Genomic DNA, 23,729 nt, shown 5'->3' on the forward strand with positions numbered 1-23,729 from the left:
ACGAAAAACTTTATACCTAAAGATACGAAAACTTTGGGTAATAACAAAGCCCGGGCTTGAGAAAGTCTGGGCTTTGCGCATAAAAAAAGGCTGTGTCAGCGTTTTGACACAACCTCATTTTGTATATATAAATCCCACATATTCCAATAATTCTCTGAAAATAGTTTCTAATAAACTCAGATACCGTTCTTAATAAACTCTCTCACTATTTATTAAAAACGGTATTCGGATTTATTATAGAAATGTAAATATATTGTTGCTAACAATATAGAAGTCTATTCAAAGATGAGTAAGGCAAACATCGAAACAGTCAATATTACATACAAATAAGCTATAACAAATTTCTTACATCCTAATAGAGAGATACTTCTTCAAGGCATCTTCCTCCGTTTTTGCAACCAAACTATAGAAATCATCATGTTGTTGTTCCGTATGTGAACGTTCTAATGACTTAAGAAGTGACTTTGCATCCACAAAAAAAGAAAAAGCCCCGAAAGATATCTCTTTCAGGGCTTTTCTTCGTTGGACTACCAAGATTCGAACTTGGACAAACAGAACCAAAACCTGTTGTGCTACCATTACACCATAGTCCAAACTTATGTGCTTTCTGTTAAAAAGCGGTGCAAAGATAGAGGTTTGCAAGCAAACCTCCAAATATTTCGTTCACTTTTTTATATTCTATCGAATGAATCGTGCATTATTACTTTGCAATCAGCAGATAATAGTTCTTTTTGCCGCGCTGAACAAGCAGATATTTCTCGTCGAGCAGGTCAGCAGTCGTAACTACCTGATCAAAGGCTGCCAGCTTCTCCTTATTCAGCGAAACGCCACCGCCCTGAACCAATTTACGCATTTCACCTTTCGACGCAAATACGGCCGCATTATCAACGAATAGATCAACAGCCTTTACTCCTTCTGCCAATACATCACGGGAAATCTCAAATTGAGGCACTCCTTCGAATACAGCAAGCAGCGTATCTTCATCCAGTTTGCGCAAAGCTTCCGAAGTCGCATTACCGAATAAAATGTTCGATGCGTCTACTGCTGCGTTATAATCATCTTCAGAATGAACCATCACAGTCACTTCCTTAGCCAGACATTTCTGGAGAAGACGCAAATGCGGAGCTTTCTGATGTTCGGCAATCAATGCTTCAATTTCTTCTTTCTCGATGGAGGTGAAGATTTTAATATAACGTTCGGCATCGGAGTCGCTTACGTTCAACCAGAACTGATAGAACTTGTATGGTGAAGTATAGCGAGGGTCCAGCCAGATATTTCCGGATTCTGTTTTACCAAACTTACCACCATCAGCCTTTGTAATCAGCGGGCAAGTCAATGCGAACACCTCTCCCCCATTGGTACGGCGGATCAATTCGGCACCGGTAGTGATGTTTCCCCACTGGTCGGAACCACCCATTTGGAGCTTACACCCCTTTGTTTCATACAAATGAAGAAAATCATATCCTTGAAGCAATTGGTAAGTGAACTCGGTAAATGACAATCCATCACGTGCTTCACCATTCAGACGACGTTTCACAGAGTCTTTCGCCATCATATAGTTTACAGTGATGTGCTTACCTACTTCGCGAACAAAATCGAGGAAAGTGAAGTCTTTCATCCAGTCGTAATTGTTCACCAACTCGGCACGGTTAGGTACATCCGACTCGAAGTCGAGGAATTTGGCAAGCTGATTCTTGATACATGCCTGATTGTGACGCAATGTTTCTTCGTCCAGCAGGTTACGTTCTGCCGATTTACCGGAAGGGTCACCAATCATACCTGTAGCGCCACCGATCAGTGCCAACGGCTTATGACCGCAGCGTTGGAAATGACGAAGGATCATCACTCCACAAAGGTGACCAATGTGTAGCGAATCGGCAGTCGGGTCGATACCCAAGTAAGCAGTCACCTGCTCTTTGCTTAACAACTCTTCTGTTCCCGGCATGATGTCCTGCAACATGCCACGCCATCTCAATTCTTCTACAAAATTCATCGTATTACTCTTTAATTATTTGGTTTTTATTGTATTTCAATTCCATGTGCGACAAAAGTACGACTCTTTCTCGGAAGATACAACTCTTACGCCCTAAAAAAGACATTTTGGATATTCCGGCGAATCACCTCACGCAACGCTTCCACTTCTACCCCACGTACCCTGGCTGCCTGACACAGGATATCTTCAATATCAAGCAAACTGTCATCCGTTTCCAAAAACAGGCGTTCATCGGGGACTATCCGCATCGTTTCATCGGGATAATATTCTCCAAAAGAAAGATAAAACCCTTTCTTCAACAACTGTACCGCCTGCTCCGGTTTTCCACGAAAGCCATGCCATATCCAAGGTTGTTGGGGGCGAGATTCTTTTTTCACGCCCAGCAGTTCTTCCATTGCTTTCACGCAGTGAATAATCAACGGCAAACCGAGCTTTTCCGACAACTTTACCTGTTCCTTAAACACCGCTAACTGAAGCTCCATCGGAGCTTTTGCCAATTTATCCAGCCCCGCCTCTCCTACAGCTACAAACTGCTTTCTCTGTAGCTGCTGTTGAAGAAAGCTCAATTGCTGACTGACATTACTCTCTCTCACCTCCCAAGGATGAATTCCGATAGAATAATAAGACCCTCTACCCACAGTCACTTCCACATTCTCTGCCAGAAGCATATACAATGGAGAGTCTGCCAATAATGGATAATTGATGATGGATTTTCCTTGGGTATCAACTTCCTGTTTATGAGTATGGATATCTAAAATATCAGTCACATTCTTTTTCATTTCCTATTTCTCGTTTCAGTTGTCTCAAGGCACGGGATCATAACCGGAACCACCCCAGGGATGGCATCGCAGAATACGCCGCACAGCAAGATAAAGCCCCTTTATAGGACCATGTTTCTTAATTGCTTCGAGCGCATACGCTGAACAAGTAGGCGTAAACCGACAAGAGGGAGGAGTAAGGGGTGAAATACAAATCCGGTAAAAATAGATGGGAACAAGCAGGAAGAAGGAAAATACCTTTCTCAAAATTCCCGTAACGAATACCCACGCGGTAGATATCCGGGAGTTATGAGGTTTCATGAGAATAGTTTTTCGGAGATGCGCGCAAGCGCTATTTTCATTTTCTCTTCCAGCTCGGCAGTAGCAACAAGCTCGTCCGACAGATAGATAAAGGCAACGGCTAACCGTTGCTCCCGGCGTTGCAGTTCATCCACCAGAAGAGACTTGTTCTTCCGGTAGGCTTCACGTATCTGGCGTTTCACCCGGTTGCGTTTCACCGCCCGTTTAAAACGACGTTTCGATACACTAATTGATATGGAGGCAGGAGCCTCGCCCTGCTCGACAGGCATATATACAACGCGTATCGGAAAGATGGAAAACGATTTAGAAACACCGCCTTCAAACATCTTTCCGATCAAAATTTTACTATTCAGCCTTTCGGCTTTACACAAAGTATATATACCCACTCTGTTTATTTATTGTTTTCCTTGATAAACATGTCAAGTGCGGCAGTCATTGACGGAGCCTGCACCGTAGGAGCCTCAAGGTCCAGACGGAGACCTGCGTCACGTACAGCCTGTGCGGTAGTAGATCCGAACGTTCCGATCTTAATCTCTTTCTGATTAAAATCCGGGAAGTTCTTCTTCAAAGAAGTCACTCCGGCAGGGCTGAAGAACACTAACATATCATAATCAAACTCCTCGTCCGGTGTAAAGTCGTTGCTCACCGTGCGATACATCACAGCTTCCGTATGCTGAATGCTGTTCTTGTCGAGCAGGTTTTTCACATCGTCATTATGTACGTCTGACATCGGAACGAGATACTTCTCCGTTTTATGCTTTACGATGGAAGGAATCAGGTCTTCAATCTTTCCAGTAGCTCCAAAGAAGATCTTACGCTTACGATATTGCACATATTTCTGAATATACAATGCAACAGCTTCCGTCACACAGAAATACTTCATAGTTTCGGGAATTGTCACGCGCAATTCAGTACACAAAGTGAAAAAATGGTCAATGGCATGGCGCGAAGTGAATATTACGGCAGTGTGGTCGAGAATCGAAATTTTCTGTTGCCGAAATTCTTTCGCCGAAAGACTTTCAACCTTAATAAAAGGCCGGAAATCTATTTTAACGCCATACTTTTCAGCTATGTCGTAATAGGGAGATTTCTCTGACGCAGGCTTAGGCTGCGACACTAGTACTTTTTTAATTTTCAACGTCCTAAAATTTTATTAGCAAAATATTGTTCATTTGAATCATACCCTGATACAGTAAAAGACAAGGTACTATTTCAAGAGCGCAAAAGTACAAAATTAATAGGAAAAGCCCGCTAAATTGATGAAAAAAAAGCTTTATCCACTTATAAAACATCAATATTTTAGTGAAAATTAAAATAATAGACCCAATTATAACCAAATTCGTTAGACTCAAATCAAAATAAACCAGGAAAAGCACGAACGGGAAAAGGGCAAATCCGACATAATATATGAGCGCAGAATACGATTCCAGCCATACATTTGTCTTATTTTTATCAAAAAACGTCCACCCCAGAAACATATAAAGCAACCATTTTAGTAAGAAATAAGCGAGGCAAAAACCAACGTAAATACCTAGCAAAAGGAGGGAGGATACATGGTCCATCAGAGCGGGACATGTATCATGAAAATAATTGAGAAATGTGATGCCCGACAAGACACAGGTCTGCAATACAAGCACAAGGAGATAACGCACATCAGCCGCCGTAGAGCTATCAAAAATGCTCGTCCGTTCGCGATGCAACACAAAGTCTTTCACCTGTTGGGAGAGAAATTTCTTTCCGCGTGCCAAGGCAATAGAGGAAAGAAAGAAGCAAGCCAGTAATGTCAGTGCGATAGCATCGTCCGTACGGGGAGAGTAGGAGATAGGGGTTCCTTCAAAGCCGGAATCAACCTCTTGTACAGCATGAAGATCGGCCAACTGCAGACTACCACCGTCTGCCTTTGCCGGACTAATCTGTTCCTGCTGGAGAAGAGACAAGGTATCCGTGTTCTGGGAACTTAATGTATCACCTATCATATCGCTGCAAATTTACGAATGGAAATATCCCATACAGGAGTCTCATAAAGCAGCCGAACTGCTTCTTCCGGTGTCTGCGCCACTTTCCATATATCACCGTGTTGGCGTCGCATAAAGTTTTCATCGATTGCTTTTTCAAGCATTTCGAGCAATGGATCGAAAAATCTGTTTGTATTTAGGATTATAATCGGATTGAGATACAATCCCAATTGTTTCCAAGTGATAATTTCCAGCAATTCTTCAAGGGTACCGCATCCACCCGGCAAAGCAATGATACCATCACTTAAACTGGCCATCTTCTGTTTGCGTTCGTGCATGGATCCTACCTCGATCAGCTCTGTCAGTCCAGTATGATGCCAGTTTTGTTCCACCATAAAGCGGGGAATCACTCCGGTCACTTCACCGCCATTTTTCAACACAGCATCTGCCACAGAGCACATCAGACCGATACTTCCAGCTCCGTTTATCAAACGGATATGGTGTTCGGCAAGCAGACGGCCGAGAGTCTCGGCTGCTTGAAAGTAAACAGCATCTATCTTGGTACTGGAAGCGCTATATACGCATACGGAATTTATCTGGTTCATCTTCATCACTATCCATTATTATATCGAGAAGGCAAAATTACGAAAAAATTCCGTTATTCATATTCAACTTAATCAGAGATCATTTTTATCTCCGCATTTATCTATCTTCATAAAAAAAATCTTGGACTTCTTACTTTTTAGAAGTCCAAGAGCTTTTCTCACAGAGAATACATCTATCACAGATTTCTCATCTACTAACAGGTGTATCACATTGTTGCTGAATAAACTTCATTATCTGAACCATAAAATTGTTCAAATACCCTACCAGTAGTAATCCAGCACACAATTAAAAAGTGATTTTAATTTTACGTTTCAATATACCTTAATGAGCCTTTCACAAGGCTTATTAAGCCCACGAATAAAAGTTAACCGACTCTTTCCCCTTTCGGTCATCTAAATCGTCATTTCAGCAATGCGCCATATATTTCAGCAGCGGGGCTTCAACAGTTAATGATTTAGGTATATCATCTTATGTTAGTTGCAAATAATATATATTCCAAAGATTTAATCTAATTCAAAATCTCCGATAAAGGCTTCCTTCGGAAGTTGTATCTCCAGAGTATATTTACCTTTTTCCTCACCTGCAAGATCAATATAAACCTTATCTACATTTAAATCAGTAGATGTATAAACCACTTCTCCCGTCTCTGCATCCTTGATGGTAACAGCTACAGTGGGAACAGTAGAAAGAAGGTCAATAGATAACAATGAGTTTTCAATAAAAGCATCAGGAGTAACAGGGATAGACCGATGTTGTACCTCAGTTTTATTCTTTAGCCTGATTTGACGTGCAGATATCATTTCATGTGCAAAAGAAAACATACTTACTTGAAGTAAGACAGTCAACAACAAAAAAGGTAAAAATTTAGCTTTCATAATAAATGGGTTTAAAATTTCGCTCCCAAAATACACAGATGAAGCAAAAGAAACGATTTTTATGCGGTAACAATGGTAACAGCCTTTCATTTAGAAGCAAAACAAACCTAGAGGAATCAGCATATCTCACTGAATATCAACACCAAACACGCGATCGAAAATTTGAGCATCCATTTTGTTCTTTATACGATTTTTACGGGTTTTAAGAGCATCTGACGTAGCATCCATCAACTCCATCATGACAGTTTTCGAGCAACAAAGCAATGAAAGAACACAATAAAATATATCATCACCAGTTAAAGCCGGATAACGCTCCTTCAAATTCATCATCACATCAACAAATGCACTAGAAATTTCAGAACGTATCTCTTTTCTCAAACTACGCATCACCAATAGTTGTTTAGGAGTCGCTTTCTCTAATGCTTCCAATTGATCGTAACAATTAGTTGTTTTAAGTACAGATATACATAATTGAATTTGCTGCTCTGTTAACTTCGACCTTTTCTTATCTAAATCTTCTTTATTAGTTTCCGAGACCTCTTCCTCTTTGAGCAGCATAGTATCTACCCGATTTTGGGTCAATTCACGTTGTAATGCTATATAACGCTTTTTCCTTTTCCTATCATTCCACATAAAACAAAAGACACAAATAATCATTAAGAAAAAGAATACAGAAACCAAAGTAAAAACCAGCATTTTAGTATGTTCTGACAATAGCCTCCTATGTTCTTCTAATTGATGTTTATCCATAAGTCGATTGAGTTCTTCATTGTCATTCATAATCTGCATAGAATCATAAAGCACTCTATATGCATCCATATTTTCTGTCGCAATCTTCCATTCACCTCTTTTCTTTGCTATTTGATGCATTCCATCATAGCAAACAGCCTTTCCATAAATATTAAGTTGGTCTATATTCTTACTAAAGAAATAACTGGCAGAATCAAGTTTATTCAAATTCAACATAATTTGAGCTTTTGACAAACAGACATTAACAGCATCATCCCCTTGCATAATCATTGCTTTCGATACATATTTATCGGCTTGAACATAATCTTTTTTTTCATTGTAAACCATAGCGAGGTCATGATAAAGAGCTCCTATCAAACTAGAGTCTTGCTCTGCTAATGCATAATCAAGAGCTTTTTGATAATACAACAATGCGCTATCCTTTTTATTTTGTAATAAACAGATACGTGCAATACCTCTCAATGGATATGTCTGCTGACTGCCCCCCTCTAATATCTGATAAGCTTGGCGATAAGCCTCAATCGCTATATCATACAAATCATCTTTTTCATAACAGTCCGCAAGATTATCATATATCATTGCCAAGAACTCATCCCTAACAGGCATCAACCGAATTGCCGTCAGATACTCGTCTACAGCAAATGAAGTATACCCTTTCTCTAAATAAGTAGCTCCCCAATAATAATGAGCTTTTGCAGCACGTACACTTTTCTTCTTATCACCATAGTATTCAACAGCCGTTTTTATCAGCGAGTCATCTCCTAAAGCAATATAATTTTTATGCCTTGCTTGCGTAAGCAATAGCGCATAAAGTGCTCTGTCAGCACGTGGTAATTTCTGTGGGGAGGAAATTGATTCCAAAATGGATAATGCACTATCAGGATATATTTCCATCAATGAGTCAGCAGATAGTAGCAATGGACTCTTCACCGAAGAAGAGCAGGAAGATAGAGAGACAGACATCAGAATGCTACCTACGCTGACAAGTAAACTAAAGAACAACAATAAATAGCGTTTAGGATAACAACATCTTGTTTTCATTAGGCAGTCCGTTTATTTACAGGTCAAAAGTAGCAAATTCCGGCAAAAGAAGTTTAATATCCAAAAGATATTTATTTAAATATAACTTATTTAAAATCAAGAGCCACAACCTCATATCCTACTAGAAGGAGTTGAGATTGTGGCTCTTATCGAATGAGCTAAGCTCGCTTTCAGACTGTTTTACAGACCAAAAGCAGCTTTAATTTTATCTACGTAGTCGAGTTTCTCCCATGTAAAGAGTTCCACTTCCACTGTTTTGTCTCCTTCGTAACGAGAGAAGAATTTCTTCGTTATCACTTGCGGTTCACGTCCCATGTGACCGTAAGCGGCTGTTTCCTGATAAATAGGATTACGAAGTTTCAGACGTTCCTCGATAGCTTTCGGACGAAGATCGAACAATTGGTCGATAACACGCGCAATCTCGCCATCAGTCATGTTGACGTGAGAACGGCCGTAAGTATCTACAAAAATATTGATCGGACGAGCCACACCGATAGCATAGCTCACCTGTACAAGCATTTCATCTGCTACACCTGCCGCAACCATATTCTTTGCGATATGGCGTGCTGCATAAGCTGCACTACGGTCTACCTTGCTAGGATCTTTTCCGGAGAAAGCACCACCACCGTGAGCACCTTTACCACCATAAGTATCAACGATAATCTTACGACCTGTCAAACCGGTATCTCCGTGAGGACCACCAATTACGAACTTGCCCGTAGGATTCACATGATAAATGATTTTATCATTAAACAGTGCCAACACTTTATCGTGATGGATAGAAGCAATGACACGAGGCATCAGAATTTCAATCACATCACGGCGGATGATAGACAGCATTTCTTCGTCAGCTTTCAGCTGGGCAGCTTGAGAATCATCTTCCGGTTGGATAAAGTCATCATGTTGCGTAGAAACAACGATTGTATCGATGCGAACAGGAGCTCCGTTGTCATCATATTCGATAGTAACCTGGCTTTTGGCATCGGGGCGGAGATAAGTCATCACCTTTCCTTCACGACGAATGTCCGCCAGCACTTGCAGAATGCGGTGTGCCAGATCAAGAGAAAGCGGCATGTAATTTTCCGTTTCATTGGTAGCATAACCAAACATCATACCCTGGTCGCCTGCGCCCTGTTCCATCGGGTCCTGACGCTCTACACCACGGTTGATATCGGGGCTTTGCTCATGAATAGCAGAAAGCACACCACAAGAGTTACTTTCGAACATGTACTCTCCTTTGGTATAACCGATTTTCTTAATCACTTCACGTGCGATGAGTTGGAGATCAACGTACGCTTTTGTTTTCACTTCACCCGCTAGCACCACTTGTCCGGTAGTCACTAGTGTTTCGCAAGCTACTTTCGAACTGGGGTCGTAAGCCAACAGTTTGTCAAGCACAGCATCCGATATTTGATCGGCTACCTTGTCGGGGTGTCCTTCTGACACCGATTCGGATGTAAATAAGTATCCCATCTTTTTAAATTAAGAATTAAAAATTGAAAATTAAAAAATGAGAGAGAGTAGGAGAGGCGAGTGCTGCAAAGGATAAACCGAAAGGCGTCAATCAGACGTGTTTTAGCATTTTTTTCCGTGGTTGCAAGCTACTCAAATCTGTCCACACTTTCATTTCGGTTGCAAAGATAAAGAGATTTCGGAGATAATGAGTATCTTTGCCACGTATTTAACACATAAATAGATTTATAATGATTCTAAATAAGAAATTAAAAACGCTTTTGGTCTTGGCGCTCTATGTCGGATTCACGATTGCTATTTACGCCATTGTCTGCCATTTCATTGACAAGCCGTTTCAGGAGATCCATTTGCTGTATGCAGTACTAATAGGATGTATCGCCTATTTGCCGGTGTTTATTGCGGAGAAAAAGAAGAAGTAAGCTCTTTCATCGTTTTTCCGAGTACCGGATGAACTAATCCGGGAGCAATTTCCGCTAGTGGTTTCATAACGAAGTCGCGTTCTGTCATCAACGGATGGGGGAGGGTTAACTCTACTCCGGAAGCAGAAATCACAGAAAGCACTAAATCCTCATAAAGTAACAGGTCAATATCAATCAGGCGGTCGCTATACATTCTGTTAACGGACTTTTGGGTACGCCCCAATTCTTTTTCAATCATTTGCGTCTCTTGCAATACCTCCAATGGAGATAATTTTGTCTCCACACAAGCCGCCGCATTCAGGAAACTGTTATCGGAAGAAAATCCCCAAGGAGCAGTAACGTAAAAAGCAGACAGGGAAACAATTTTCCCTACCTGCTCTTCTATTTTTTGCACGGCATCCCGAAGATTTTGTTCTTTATCCCCAAGATTAGTGCCGAGTCCCAGATAAACTTTTGCCATTATTTGTCCAAAATCAGCATTGCATCTCCATACGTGCCGAAACGATAACCTTCTTTCAATGCTACATGATAAGCATCCATCACCTGGTCATAACCACCAAAAGCAGCTACAATCATCAGCAAGGTAGAAAGTGGCATGTGGAAATTGGAAATCATTGAATTGGCTACGGTAAATTCATACGGAGGGAAGATAAACTTGTTCGTCCATCCTTCAAATTCCTTGAGATGTCCGTCAGTGCTGACTGCGCTTTCAATAGCACGCATCACTGTCGTACCTACCGCACATACATTTCTACCGTTATCTTTGGCACGATTCACGGTTTTCACCGCCATTTCGTTTACAAACATTTGTTCCGAATCCATCTTATGCTTCGTCAAGTCCTCTACGTCGATGTCGCGGAAGTTACCCAGACCAGCGTGCAAAGTGATATATGCAAAGTCCACACCTTTGATTTCCAGACGTTTCATCAACTCACGACTGAAGTGCAAACTAGCAGTCGGAGCAGTCACCGCACCCTCGTTCTTTGCAAAAATAGACTGGAAGCGTTCAGCATCTTCCGGTTCTACGGGACGGTTGATAATAGAGTGGGGGAGTGGAGTTTCACCCAGAGAATACAGTGCCTTTTTGAACTCGTCATGAGGTCCGTCGTAAAGAAAACGGAGCGTACGTCCGCGAGAAGTGGTGTTATCAATCACTTCAGCCACCATTGAATCGTCCGGCCCGAAATACAGTTTGTTACCGATACGGATCTTACGTGCCGGATCAACCAATACGTCCCACAAACGAAGCTCTTCATTCAACTCACGCAACAAGAATACTTCGATACGAGCACCTGTCTTTTCCTTGTTACCATACAAACGGGCAGGAAACACCTTCGTATCGTTGAATATAAACACATCCTTATCATCAAAGTAGTTCAATACATCTTTGAACATCTTGTGCTCAATCTTACCTGTATTACGATGCAATACCATCAAACGCGACTCATCTCTATATTTCATAGGATGTAGAGCGATCTTATCCTCGGGTAACTTAAATTTGAATTGTGATAATTTCATATCTATTCCTTATTACGTTAATTATTTTCTTCCTCATTTTCTATTTCCTGCCCGTCGATCCACTCTTTAAAGTGTTCGGGGTTCAGACAGTCTTCCAACCGGACATCACCTACACGGGTACGGATCAATCCTGTCAGGTGAGCTCCGCTATGGAGTGCTTCGCCGATGTCGCGGGCCAAGGCGCGGATATAGGTCCCTTTGCTGCATACGACACGGATTTGAATCATCGGTTCCGGATCATCCAGGCGACATTCCAGCAATTCAATCTCGTCGATAACAAGCTGTTTTGCTTTTAGTTCGACTTCCTCTCCTTTCCGGGCCAGTTCGTAAGCACGCTTACCGTCTACCATACAGGCAGAGAAGGCAGGAGGTACCTGATCGATGGCACCGATAAAGTGCGTCAGCACTTCTTCCACCAATTCCCTCGTGATATGTTCGGTAGGATAGGTGGCATCTATTTCATGTTCCAAATCGTATGACGGAGTAGTGGCACCCAAACGCAACGTCGCGACGTACTCCTTCGTATGATATTGAAACTCTTCTATTCGTTTTGTCGCCTTGCCTGTGCATAAAATCATCACCCCTGTTGCAAGAGGATCCAGCGTTCCCGCATGGCCGACTTTTAGTTTTTTCACTCCTATCCGGCGGCAAATATGATAGCGGGCATGCCCTACTACTTTAAATGAAGTCCATCCGAAAGGTTTATTGAAAAACAGTACTTCTCCCTTTTTAAAATTCATCAGCCAATTTCTAAGTTGTATCCAAGCAGCAGCATTACCAGAATGGTTCCGCCAACAATAATTCTATACCATCCAAATGCTTTAAAGCCATATTTCGTAACAAAGCTAATAAAGAACTTGATAGCCAGCAAAGCAACGACAAAAGCCACCACATTACCGATAATAAGTGCCGGCATGTTGTTGACAAGAATCTCGGTTCCACCATCCAGGAAGAGTTTCAACACCTTGTAACCGGTTGCCGCAAACATAGTTGGCACGGCAAGAAAGAATGAAAATTCGGCAGCATCCTTACGAGTCAACTTCTGGGCCATACCTCCGACAATGGTAGCCATCGAACGGGATACCCCCGGTATCATAGCAATACACTGAAACAAACCGATATTGAATGCCTTTTTTTCTGTCAGTACGGTATCTTCGCTTCCTTTCGAGAAAATCTTATCGCAGAACAGCATAAATATACCACCGATTACCAGCATCACTGCCACTATCGCTACACTTTCCAGCATCTCGTCTATCTTATCGCTAAACAGGAAACCCAAAATTGCAGCAGGAATAAAAGCCACCAGCAGTTTCCAGTAAAAATCGAATTTATGCAGAAAACACTTCAAAGCGGAAGCGCCTGCAGGAGCCGGTGTATGGTTCAACCGGAAAAAGCGTTTCCAGTAAAGGCAGACAACTGAAAGAATTGCGCCAAACTGAATAATTACAGTAAATGCTTTTACAAATTCTGTACTTTCTACTCCTAATATGTTTTGTGTAATAATCATGTGTCCTGTAGAAGAAACCGGTAGAAACTCTGTCAACCCTTCTACAATAGCAATAATAATCGTCTCAAATGTTGTTAAATCCCCCATCTTTATTCTTCTGTTTTTTGTGTTTTAGGTTTGCGCAATACTGCATAAATCATAGATATAAAGCCAAACAGGCAAACGACCGGCGCTACCTTGATTCTGCGTACACTGAAAATATCGGGTTCAAAAAGCGTTTCGGACGATGTAGGTCCCGTCATCAATAGAAAGCCGATAATAACAATCGCCATCCCTATTGCGAGCAAGATAAAGTTCACTTTATCAAAGGCAAATTTCTGCTTGTCAGACATAGTTTATTTAATTACAAATTACTAAATTCAATCATTCCCTTACTCTATCAGTCGGTTGTTACGGATGCTAATCACACGCAAACACAGGTTTGCCGTCAGTCATTCGCCATCCGCTAAATATAGTACAGGCTGTTTGCTTTCATTCTCAAGTATTTATTCATGGAGAAATAGGCGCATAGCCACGTTATTACAATTCCAAACGCCAATACGCTTGCACAGACTATCAACATGACTTCAGGCGTGATGACCTGAAGCAATTCCTGTTCGTACGTCACGGCCCAATAAGCGGTCCCCATCAATATGGAATCGGCAACGATGGCTGCCAATATCCCGCTCCATACATTCTTTCGAAGGAATGGCCCCCGGATGAATCCCCAACTCGCTCCTACCAACTTCATGGTGTGAATGAGGAAGCGTTTGGAGTAAATAGCCAGTCTTATGGTATTGTTTATCAGGGCAAAAGAGATAAAAGTAAGCACTACCGCCAAGGCAAGCAGTACCAGACTGATATTTCGTATGTTATCATTCACGGCGTCAATTAACTCCTTTCGATAGAGCACATCTTGTATGTTGATGTTCTTTTTAATCATTTTCTCTATCTTCGCAATGCTGTCGGAGTTTGCATAGTCGGAATGGAGTTTGATTTCAATGGAAGCGGTAAAAGGGTTATAGCCCAAGAATTCTTCCGGATCGGTTCCCATTGCTTCCGTCTGTTCTTTCAGTGCTTGTTTTTTAGAGATATATTCGGATTGTTTCACGAAAGGTTCCTGATTCAGCTTCTTCTGAAGTTTCAGTATATCCGCTTCTTTCATGTCGTCACTGATAAGAACGGAGAAACTGATATTCTCGCGGACATATACGGAAAGATTGTGTGCTGTCAATACGAAGAAGACAACCAGTCCCAGCAACAGCAACACTAATGTCGTACTGATACTCGACGTGATGAACTGCATGTCGAAAATCGAACCTGACTTATATTTGTTTTGATTTCCCATGCGTTATCTCTTTTTTCGGAATACATAAATCATTGAACTGCTGCGTTCTTTCCTTCCCAAAGCATTGAACCAGGCCAACGTCCCGGCAAACATCCCTTTCAGGAAACTGCATGAACTGCCACGATGTTTTTCGCTCAACATGGATACGTAGAACGCATCGAACGGCATCGGATGACGCGCCGCCATAATAAAGCCATGACGGGAAGCCAATTGTTGTATAGTGCCCGGAGTAAAATGCCAGAGATGACGGGGAACGTCGTATGCCGCCCAATACTCGCCATAACGTTGAGCATCATAAGAAGAGCAGTTGGGTACAGCTACAATCAATACTCCTTTTTCTGTCAGCAACTCATGAAGTCGCTGCCACACCTCATCAAGGTGTTCCAAATGTTCCATCACATGCCAAAGAGTGATAACATCAAAGCTGCCGGGAGCAAACTCTTTCAAAGCCGATTCGGGCTTTACGTCCAGATCGAAATGCAACTTCGCAAACTCACGTGCCTGCGGACTTTTCTCCACCGCCTCCACTTTCCATCCCCGGCGAACCATCGCATCAGAAAAGTAACCGGTTCCCGTACCTATATCGAGCAAACGCCCTGTTTTACGATGCGCTTCCTTAGCTACCAGGCGCGCTTTGCGGCCCAGCATATAGGAACGTACATAATGGTAGATATTATTCATCGCGCCTTTGCGCGTATCAGTGTGAGAGATATAGTCGGGAGTCTCATAATACTTGCCTATCTCTGCTTCCACGGGGACTCCTTGTGTGAATGTAAATCCACAGTCCTCACACGAATACAGTTCAAACTGTTCGCCCGAAGCATAAAAATCCGTACAAGTCATGACGCGTTTCAAGTGCGCACCGCCACACACCGGACAAGCATTTATACTGAGTTTCTCCATTAACTATCTAAGCAAAATTAAGTGCTGCCTCGAATGACAAGACAACACTATACCCGAATTTGGTGCAAAGAAACAAATAAAAAGTGATGGATTGGGGTTTCGTTAAGGACTTTTAATAGATAAACCAATTAAGACATCAGTATCTACAATTAGGCTAGCTGAAATATCAAGTACATATTCTGTATGCGTAGACATGTTGCTAGGCAAATTTAATCTATTATATTGAGAAAGCAACCTTTCATTTCCGCATTTATAAAAAGATACCCTGACACAGAATATTTTCTAATTCCATATCAGGGTAAGACACTCTGTTTTATCGAACAATAATATAAAAAACTACCCTGACACTTAAGAATATTTCTATAACATGTCAAGGTAGTAATCGAGCTATAAATCAGGGAGTTTTACAAATTTTTCAAAATTAGTTTTCCATATATCAAGTTCAAATAGAACTCCATCAACATCCACATTTAAGGATGCAATAACCTCAACTCCATCAATATCTGTAAATTGAAATTCACTAATTTGTCTACCCAATTTCCTACTTTCATTTATTTTCCCCTGTGGAAACAAATACAAACTACCCATTTCCCCATCATCCATTGGACATACTAATAAGCCATTCTTCCAATCTTCAGACATTTCTAAAGATGACTTATGAACAAGTAATTCAATAAGTTGTTCCTCTTGCTTAGTCGGTATTCTATAAAATTTCATGTATTCTTCCTATATTAAATGTTCCATCAGAAAGTTTAAAAGCTGTATACTGTATATTTCGACCACTTATTCTAATAATCTGATTGAAAGGTCTACCAAAGTTGCGGATATTCAAAAAGAAAAGCCGATGATAATACCTTTTTTACCAAAGTTGACCCATTTTCATATTTTCGAAGAGCCAATACCCACCCATCGTCCAAATGGAGATTCTCATGAAAATTAGAATCTGCCACAATTCCTTTTTCAAACAATTCAGTTCGCGACATTTCCTGCTCATCTAATTCTATAAAACAAAGATATTTCCCTTTATAGGTCATCACTTTAGAAGGTAACTCTGCACCATCCGAACCTGGAGAATCCGCCCCTTTAATACTATAAATAATGCTGGAATCATTTGATAATACTTCATTTATTTCAATATATGGAGTTTGTAGATATCCACTATCTATCAATACTTTAACTTGTTCTGCCACTCGTTGATGTATCTCCACTGGCGAAAAAGAGGGGGAAACACATCCTCCCAATAAAATAAATAAGATAACATAAACCAAGTTTTTCATAAGTATATTATTAATATTTTACATATCGTACTAAATCTGTATTACCCAATATTCGAATAGATTTTACCCGACTTTGATTTTTAGTATATTCGTACAACATTCCTTTTCTATCTTTCTTTAGTCCATTATCTTTTAGATAAACTGCATTTCTGCGCTGGGTAGGAGATAGTGCTAAATTACAATGGAATTTGCCTGTAATATTTCGAAATTAATAAAGAGTTACTGTTTGCACAATCAAAATCTATCCAAATAGTTTTTTGTAAAAAATAAAAAAATCGCTGTTCTATCAATACATTATTTAGCTTTGCAGAAACTTTATAAAAGCCAATTTTCATATTTCTTTTTTCTAACAATCTTGGAAGTTCATAAGCCTTTATAAAACCACTATATATTATTTTATCATTCAATGAAATAATAGTATTAATATCTTGGCTATTTTCATACGAGTTCCCTACAAAGATCAATGTAGATCTAGATGCAAAACAAACAATACATACACATAATAACATCAGCCCGACTGTTACCATTAATACTTTTCTATTTTTCAAATTCATTTATATCATCTCCATTTAAGACCTAAACTATAGACATCAACAATATTATTATCATAGTGAACATATGGATAAGGTATTTTTCTATTCATATAATTCAAGGAATTACTACCTCTATTTATATTATATTGTTGTTGCAGCATAACTTTTCTTTGTGTCGAATTACTATTGTGAAAAACACCTCCTTGTTTCATTATATTAAATGGATTCTTTGAATGTAGCAATCCGGCTGCATGTCCAAATTCATGAGTTGCAGTAAAGGTGTTATTGTGAGACAGATTATTAGACAATAAATTATTATTCGCAAAATCCCTTGACGCCAAAGTCATTACTTTTCCACCAGACATACTTGTAACTCCACGAGCCCCTTCACCATCACTATCCGCCAATACAAATAAATGGTCTGCACTTTCAACATCCTTCATAGAAGTTACCACTTTGAGATCCATATCAACCTTTAAATTATAAGTTTTGCCATCACTCCATTCAAATTCTCCTTCATAAGTACTTTTTATATCAGAAACTATATCTTTGGCAGCTCTCTTCATATTTATATTATCACTTGAATTATTGAATATTTTGGCAGTTACATGCATAGTCACAATATTGTCATTTAAAGTATACCAAATACTATCTCCGTTTATATCTATATTATTCACTGGATTATTTGCTCCATATTGATAAGGAGATAGAGAAACATACTTTTCTAAAAATCTATCAGTCTTCATAAATCTTCCCAATGTTGCATCATACATTCTTGCCCCATAATCATACCAATCCAATCCACCTTTCTGATCCAACTCTTTACCATTATACTTATATGGCTGAACGTTATTACATCCATTAGACATTAAACCACCAAAAGGATAATAATCATTCACTTCATCAACATTACCGGCCTCGTCAGTAACAACCCTTACATTACCTTGATGATCTTTCAGACAGAAATGAAACTTATTATCTTGGAAACTATAATATCCCGCCTCATTCAAGAGCATCTTCAAACTGCCATTCTCATAGATCGCATTACCACAATAAACGGTGGACGTGACGTTATTGTTTATAGTATGCGTGGTACGGACTTTCCTGCCGTCTGCAGCATATTCATATTCAATACTGCTTCCATCAGCAAAGCTAATGTGACTAGGCAAATTTAAGATATTATATTGAATTTCAGATATTTTTTTGTTCAAATCTTTAGCCAGATTGCCATTTTTATCATATTCATACTCTACCGTTTCATTGACATTATCCTTAAACTCCATACCGTTACCAAATACAGAGTTGGTGGCATTGTCATAAACCGACTGTAATTGATTGCCATGGTAGATCAAATTCAGATTATCAACCAAACCATAAGAATCCGTACCCGTTTGACCGTATCTAAGCAGCCCCAAGATATTACCCATTTTGTCATAGCCGGTTATTTGCTCATTGAAGCGGTTCCGGTTTTGTTTTAAGTTAGTACCTTCTCCATAAATAGCATCTTTCAAACGGGAAAGGCCATCATAAGTGAAACTGTAACCCTTTTCTTGCGGATCAATAACTGTAGCCATACCATTTTCGACACTACGCCAACACATGCGACTGATATTACCATTATAACAGGGAGTAGTTCCCTCTAGTGTTTCCTGGTAGTTAAGCGTCTGGTTAAACAATGGACCATTAATGCCTTTTATCCACGAACGAAGATTATATGTATAGTCAGTTCGTAACTCATATACACCATTACGTTTATCTGTTTTCAAACGACCTATCTCATCATACACATTGTCTACTAAAACAATAGGAGTATTATCATTCAGCTGATAGCTAGTCTTCAATAGACGGTTGGCATGGTCATACGTATGCCGGTGCAATTCTACGGTTGGTTCAGTGCCAGGAACTGTATGTATACGTTTTTCTTCCAAGGGATTTCCCGAGAAATTATAAGCTGTATGGACAATCTCCGTACCACCCAACTCATTATTACCCCTTTGCTGGATTATCCGGTAACGGTCGTCATAATACATTACCGAATACGTAAAAGTACCCGGACGGGCAGAGAGGAGCGATGTCCAAATCCCGGTCAGCTGTCCTTTACAACCACCTGCATTCCGCTTGCCATAGCCTGTTTCCTCTACGTAAACAGTGGTCATATCATTAGGGATGCCGTTCTTGCCCAAAAACTCATAGTGGTCGTAATAGTTGGCAGAAAGGAGACACGGAGACTCTAAGGTTACACCTTTCAATTGATAGCCTTTCAACCCGTTCTCTTCTTTTGCCCAATCGGCATACACGACGATAGTATCTAAAGAATTAGAAACATAATCCAACGTATTCGTACAAACTCCGGTCAATACTGTCCGACCGAAAGCATCAGGAATACTGAAACTCCACTCGTTCCGCTCACGCTGTTCGCCGTCTTGAGTAAAGACAGGATGATCGGCAGCGTCATAAACGGTATAAACAGGATCGCATCCTGGAAGTTTCTTGTAAATACAGCGGTTATACTTATCGTAATGATAAATATAGGCATATTGCTGAAGAACGGGAGCCGTTTCAGACCATTCTCCTTCATCGAAAAAATAATCGGCTGCCATCGGAGGCAACATCATACACAGGTTGCCATAGTTATCATAAACATGGTACGTATCATAAGATATTTGATTATCATCAGACTGACGAACGAGAACTATGCGACCGGCCTTGTCTTTAAATTCATAACTCACATGATTGTCTTCGTCTATCGTACGAACCACTTCCAATGTTCCGGCATCATATTCACCCGCACAGACCAAACTGTCATTCTTTATCCTATAACGGCACACGATAAAGCAACTGTCTACCCGATCAACTGCGTTTTTACGTTCTATATTGGTCAACACGTCTGTTTTGACCGGATGATTCTGCCAAGCAACTCCGGGACCATACTTCTTGACAATTCGGTTCAATGAAGAACTATCGTATTCAGGAGAGCTGAAGGGAGAGCTATCTTTCTCGTAATAGCTTGCTTTACAAACGGCCTCACTGACTTCTACGGATGGAAGAAAAGCACCGCCAGCAGTCGATTCTGCTACCGGAAGCCAAAGTTTAGATTCGCGGTTGATTCCGTCATACTCCTGCAATGTGAGCAGGTCGGTTTTATAAGGAGTGAAGCCATGAGATATATGAAGTGAAGGATTCCCGAAATGGTCAAAATACTGTATCTCGCGAAGATAATCACAGGTGTGCAATTGGGAGAGATCATCTGTGGAGACAGTGGGAGTCAGAGTAATCACACAGGGCTGCCCCTCGGTCGTACACAAAGCATCACTAAAGTTCGGTGCCTCTATCGTCGTCGTGATCCGTCCGTTATCGACACTGCCTTCCGAAACAACATAATAGGTGCCTGAAGGAAGTTTCTTGACCTCAATGCGGGCATGTTTCTCATTCTCACACTGACCTTCTCCCGCATAATCGTCATTGCTGTAAAGGAGCTCACCGGCTCCATTCAAGATGCTCATATAAGTATCTTCCAGTTCCGAACCGCAGTGACTAAACACCACATCCATCTCCTTTTGCAATACCAACTTATAAAAAACGTCATTCGCAGGTCTTGCCGGATAAGCATCCGTATAGTCTACAGAGGTATCTCGGGGATCGGAAAAGAAGAGTCCCGCCTTATATGTTCCAGCGTCGATAGCAAGTGCTTTTGTGTCTCCCGTTTGTGCAAGAAGTCGCCCGTTTATGGACAGGGAAATGTTGCCGTTCTTTTCCGCGTCGGTCACAATATAGTAGACGCCCGGGAGCAACACGGGTATATGAATACGGGCACTTTTGGCATTTGCACAAGCTCCGTCACCATCCGAATCGTCATTGAAATACAGCAACTTCTGCGTTTGGGAAAACACTTTCAAATAGGTGTCCGCAACTTCCGAACCGCAATTATCAACGGTCAGTTCCATCGGATTTTCAATCTCCAACCGATAGAAAACTTCATTGCCGGCTTTCTCCGGAAAATTGCCGGACATGAGTTCCGAGTTCTGAACATCTGTATATTGAAAGCTGTCCGCCCGGCTACCTATATCAATAGGACGAGAAAAACTGACTCCGGGAGCATACGTACGCCCACTCAAGTTCATTCTATAATACACGGCCCAAATAGGCGTGTCAGCATAAACATAAATATAATAGGTGCCCGCTCCCAAATCATACACATTCAGCTCGTAGTCTGTACCAAGCTTTTGCGTGCGGATGGGAACAACAGGATCATGCAAAGCTGAAAGAAGGTGAACACTGTAAGAATCCCCTTCCCAAGGACATTCAGTTCCATCATCATCCAGGCAAATCTCCATCGGTTCTGTCAGGGTGAAGCGATAAACTACATCATGCCGAGAATAATTATCCCAATAGTTATCACTGGCATTATAATCACATTGATAATCTATCGTATTTGCAGAATCAGCCAATGCAAAATTCTCACCAAATGTCCCCAACTCAAACGGATTGTAAAAATCTTCACCCAATTCACGAGGGGTTGTCTTTACATAAATAGTAACATCTTCCGCATCCACCGGTTTATACCCTTCATAGATGTTAGGTTTAGCAACCAGATAGTACACGCCAGGCAGCAAACCATATCCATAATCTCCCCATGCTTCCTCCACATAAATCGTACGACTCAAGAGGATGCCCGAAGAATTGAGCAAGAAAACAGTACCACTATCAGTGATACTGGGTTTTGCACTGGCTCTAATCTTCATAGGCTGCGTCACTGTTAGTTTGTAAAAAATATCCTTGGATATAAACACCCTCGTATCATCCATATCGGTCGGAGGTATAAATCCACAGTTAAAATTAGCTGTACTTTGGGTATCTTCATAAGTAAACGGTTCCGAATAGGTACCAATGTCAATAGCTGTTGCCATTCGTTCTTCCAAAGACTGTCCCCACGAATAGACAGAGCAGAATAACAAGAAAAATAAACATATATAAGTTTTCATAAAAAATCAATTTCATTATCAAGTTAAACCATTCATTGAATTACTTATCATTTACCAAAATGATAAATATACTGTTGAAGCATTACCTTACGGGCGTCCGCATCCAGATAATAACTATCTGTCAGCCGACTATAATTATCATATTCAAATTTCGTTATGACATTATTGGGATCGGTAATGGAAACAACTCCCTGCAAAGGGACATATTCATAGGTGGTAACCCGCGTATTACCGGGAAGTCTCTCACGAAGAGAGTTTATCTTATCCCATATCTCTTCAGTAGGTACGGCAAGTGAGGCCCAATCACCGAAAACGTCTTCGATGTCTCCATCATAACCAAGCGCCACACTCACCTGCTGCCGGGTAGCATTCTCTATCTTGGCTATAGGATAGCGGTTGCGATATCCCCAAATGAAGAGAACAGGCGTATCGTCTTTTGCCATAATTTCGCATACATTACTATTACTGTCATACGATTGGTAAACGACTTCATCACGAAAGTCCGCCATTCGGTCAGTTTTAAATTGCACCCTCACCGGGAGGCAGGTGCCGGACTTAAACAAGATCCTCTTTTCCGTGCATTGCTCGTCTTCGACGTGTTTATGCAAAGAGAGTATGGCAGGATAACCATCCAGATAAGTATAATGATCCGAGAATTGTACGCCGTCACTGTTTGTAAAGTCCACCCTACGTGGCTTCAACGAAGAACCTGGATTGGAGAGATGGCGGTCGTCATACGCATATTGCTTTTCCGTCGACATTACCCGTTGTCTCCCGTTCACTTTGCAATAATATTGTGTCGTTTCTTTATCAAGTGCCCAATACGTTTCACAATCCAAATAATAAGTAGTCCTCATATTCGTAGCAGAATGGGTATTGTCATTGTCAGCCACAAATACCGGCTTGCCAAGCAGGCTATTCGGTTTTTTCATGTACAAATCAACATCCACTATCAGCTTCCGGACAGGAAGATCCACAGGAATATTATACGGGCCCGCGATTACTTTTTTATATTCGTATCGGGTAGATGACACTAGCTCTTGCCCGTCGAAACGGTCTATACCCATAAGAGCCCCATTTCTCTGATTGGTCTCAAAATAGCCTGTAACAAAATCATCAGAAGGTTCATAAGGATGTCCGGGAAGCATCCGCCCAAGTCGATTCAATACGCTTTCCGGTTGATTCAACATAAACTCCCGGACAGAAGCGAATGTATTCTCCCCACTTTCCCAATGCAGAACGTCCTCAAAAGCATGTGCATCCACATCATAGTAATAGACGGTCTTTTGTGAAATGCCTCCTCCCAATATCTCTTCACTGACAATATTGTACATTACCGGACTTCCGTTACGAAAGGTAATATTAGAGACAGGGGTTCTTCGTCAAATTTGGTGGTACTTCTTCTATTGTGAATAAATAATCTTCGCTCTCAGTAGTTTAATTCCTGCCCTATTGTACATCTGTCTTTTTACCGCTTTAATTTTATTCACT

Annotated in this window: 22 protein-coding genes and 1 tRNA gene; 1 reads left to right on the forward strand and 22 read right to left on the reverse strand. The window is 40.9% G+C overall.

Annotation, left to right across the window (positions count from 1 at the left end):
* Window positions 1-522 precede the first annotated feature (522 nt).
* From N5O98_RS25080 to metK, 11 genes are all read right to left on the reverse strand, one after another.
* Window positions 523-593 (reverse strand) — tRNA-Gln (locus tag N5O98_RS25080).
* A 107-nt stretch (window positions 594-700) separates the two neighbouring features.
* Entirely contained in the window at window positions 701-1,993 is a 1,293-nt protein-coding gene (gene tyrS / locus N5O98_RS25085) for a tyrosine--tRNA ligase (RefSeq protein ID WP_022198913.1), read from the reverse strand.
* 86 nt (window positions 1,994-2,079) lie between these two features.
* A complete protein-coding gene (locus N5O98_RS25090) occupies window positions 2,080-2,772 on the reverse strand; it encodes a TatD family hydrolase (RefSeq protein ID WP_004307803.1) in 693 nt (230 codons plus the stop codon).
* 24 nt (window positions 2,773-2,796) lie between these two features.
* Entirely contained in the window at window positions 2,797-3,072 is a 276-nt protein-coding gene (gene yidD / locus N5O98_RS25095) for a membrane protein insertion efficiency factor YidD (RefSeq protein WP_004298909.1), read from the reverse strand.
* On the reverse strand, window positions 3,069-3,458 hold the full coding sequence (rnpA, locus tag N5O98_RS25100) for a ribonuclease P protein component (protein ID WP_269496141.1): 390 nt from the start codon (window positions 3,456-3,458) through the stop codon (window positions 3,069-3,071). The genes yidD and rnpA overlap by 4 nt, the downstream gene beginning before the upstream one ends.
* 5 nt (window positions 3,459-3,463) lie before the next feature.
* On the reverse strand, window positions 3,464-4,210 hold the full coding sequence (locus N5O98_RS25105; RefSeq protein WP_004307801.1) for a uroporphyrinogen-III synthase: 747 nt from the start codon (window positions 4,208-4,210) through the stop codon (window positions 3,464-3,466).
* A gap of 4 nt (window positions 4,211-4,214) precedes the next feature.
* Window positions 4,215-5,048, reverse strand: coding sequence for a DUF4271 domain-containing protein (locus N5O98_RS25110; protein ID WP_004307800.1), 834 nt, complete (start codon window positions 5,046-5,048; stop codon window positions 4,215-4,217).
* Window positions 5,045-5,632, reverse strand: a complete 588-nt coding sequence (locus N5O98_RS25115; protein ID WP_032855770.1) for a TIGR00730 family Rossman fold protein — start codon at window positions 5,630-5,632, stop codon at window positions 5,045-5,047. The genes N5O98_RS25110 and N5O98_RS25115 overlap by 4 nt, the downstream gene beginning before the upstream one ends.
* A 504-nt stretch (window positions 5,633-6,136) precedes the next feature.
* Window positions 6,137-6,508: a DUF3244 domain-containing protein gene (locus N5O98_RS25120; RefSeq protein WP_004307798.1), complete on the reverse strand. Its 372-nt coding sequence runs from the start codon at window positions 6,506-6,508 to the stop codon at window positions 6,137-6,139.
* A 126-nt stretch (window positions 6,509-6,634) separates the two neighbouring features.
* Complete coding sequence (locus tag N5O98_RS25125) at window positions 6,635-8,299, reverse strand: tetratricopeptide repeat protein (protein WP_118161564.1); 1,665 nt, start codon at window positions 8,297-8,299, stop codon at window positions 6,635-6,637.
* A 180-nt stretch (window positions 8,300-8,479) separates the two neighbouring features.
* Window positions 8,480-9,772, reverse strand: a complete 1,293-nt coding sequence (gene metK, locus N5O98_RS25130) for a methionine adenosyltransferase (protein ID WP_022198915.1) — start codon at window positions 9,770-9,772, stop codon at window positions 8,480-8,482.
* A gap of 230 nt (window positions 9,773-10,002) precedes the next feature.
* On the opposite strand from metK, the gene N5O98_RS25135 reads away from it, so the two are divergent.
* A complete protein-coding gene (locus tag N5O98_RS25135; protein WP_008023736.1) occupies window positions 10,003-10,191 on the forward strand; it encodes a hypothetical protein in 189 nt (62 codons plus the stop codon).
* Here the strand turns inward: N5O98_RS25135 and folK are convergent.
* The 11 genes from folK to N5O98_RS25190 all read right to left on the reverse strand — a co-directional run bounded on the left by folK (window position 10,166) and on the right by N5O98_RS25190 (window position 23,572).
* Complete coding sequence (gene folK / locus N5O98_RS25140; RefSeq protein ID WP_022198916.1) at window positions 10,166-10,651, reverse strand: 2-amino-4-hydroxy-6-hydroxymethyldihydropteridine diphosphokinase; 486 nt, start codon at window positions 10,649-10,651, stop codon at window positions 10,166-10,168. The two genes, N5O98_RS25135 and folK, sit on opposite strands and share 26 nt — an antisense overlap.
* Window positions 10,651-11,709, reverse strand: coding sequence for a tRNA preQ1(34) S-adenosylmethionine ribosyltransferase-isomerase QueA (gene queA / locus N5O98_RS25145; RefSeq protein ID WP_022198917.1), 1,059 nt, complete (start codon window positions 11,707-11,709; stop codon window positions 10,651-10,653). The genes folK and queA overlap by 1 nt, the downstream gene beginning before the upstream one ends.
* Before the next feature lie 17 nt (window positions 11,710-11,726).
* Window positions 11,727-12,449 (reverse strand): tRNA pseudouridine(55) synthase TruB, encoded by a 723-nt coding sequence (gene truB, locus N5O98_RS25150; protein ID WP_009001368.1) that lies wholly within the window; start codon window positions 12,447-12,449, stop codon window positions 11,727-11,729.
* Entirely contained in the window at window positions 12,449-13,303 is an 855-nt protein-coding gene (locus N5O98_RS25155) for an undecaprenyl-diphosphate phosphatase (RefSeq protein ID WP_004322592.1), read from the reverse strand. The genes truB and N5O98_RS25155 overlap by 1 nt, the downstream gene beginning before the upstream one ends.
* Window positions 13,304-13,305: 2 nt before the next feature.
* Window positions 13,306-13,548 carry a DUF3098 domain-containing protein gene (locus tag N5O98_RS25160; RefSeq protein WP_009001366.1) on the reverse strand — a complete coding sequence of 81 codons (243 nt, stop codon included), beginning with the start codon at window positions 13,546-13,548 and terminating at the stop codon, window positions 13,306-13,308.
* 113 nt (window positions 13,549-13,661) lie between these two features.
* Entirely contained in the window at window positions 13,662-14,543 is an 882-nt protein-coding gene (locus N5O98_RS25165; protein ID WP_022198918.1) for a cell division protein FtsX, read from the reverse strand.
* A 3-nt stretch (window positions 14,544-14,546) separates the two neighbouring features.
* On the reverse strand, window positions 14,547-15,446 hold the full coding sequence (locus N5O98_RS25170; protein ID WP_004313682.1) for a methyltransferase domain-containing protein: 900 nt from the start codon (window positions 15,444-15,446) through the stop codon (window positions 14,547-14,549).
* A gap of 387 nt (window positions 15,447-15,833) precedes the next feature.
* A complete protein-coding gene (locus tag N5O98_RS25175) occupies window positions 15,834-16,163 on the reverse strand; it encodes a DUF6984 family protein (protein WP_022198919.1) in 330 nt (109 codons plus the stop codon).
* A gap of 92 nt (window positions 16,164-16,255) precedes the next feature.
* The gene (locus N5O98_RS25180) at window positions 16,256-16,723 is read right to left on the reverse strand and encodes an Imm65 family immunity protein (protein ID WP_008646987.1); all 468 of its coding nucleotides are present in this window, start codon (window positions 16,721-16,723) and stop codon (window positions 16,256-16,258) included.
* Between the two features lie 559 nt (window positions 16,724-17,282).
* Entirely contained in the window at window positions 17,283-22,238 is a 4,956-nt protein-coding gene (locus N5O98_RS25185; protein WP_022198920.1) for a DUF6443 domain-containing protein, read from the reverse strand.
* Window positions 22,239-22,285: 47 nt separating this feature from the next.
* Window positions 22,286-23,572 (reverse strand): hypothetical protein, encoded by a 1,287-nt coding sequence (locus tag N5O98_RS25190; RefSeq protein WP_269496144.1) that lies wholly within the window; start codon window positions 23,570-23,572, stop codon window positions 22,286-22,288.
* Window positions 23,573-23,729 lie beyond the last annotated feature (157 nt).

Source organism: Bacteroides sp. LFL-34 (genome assembly GCF_027257075.1).
In the GTDB taxonomy this organism is placed as follows: domain Bacteria; phylum Bacteroidota; class Bacteroidia; order Bacteroidales; family Bacteroidaceae; genus Bacteroides; species Bacteroides ovatus.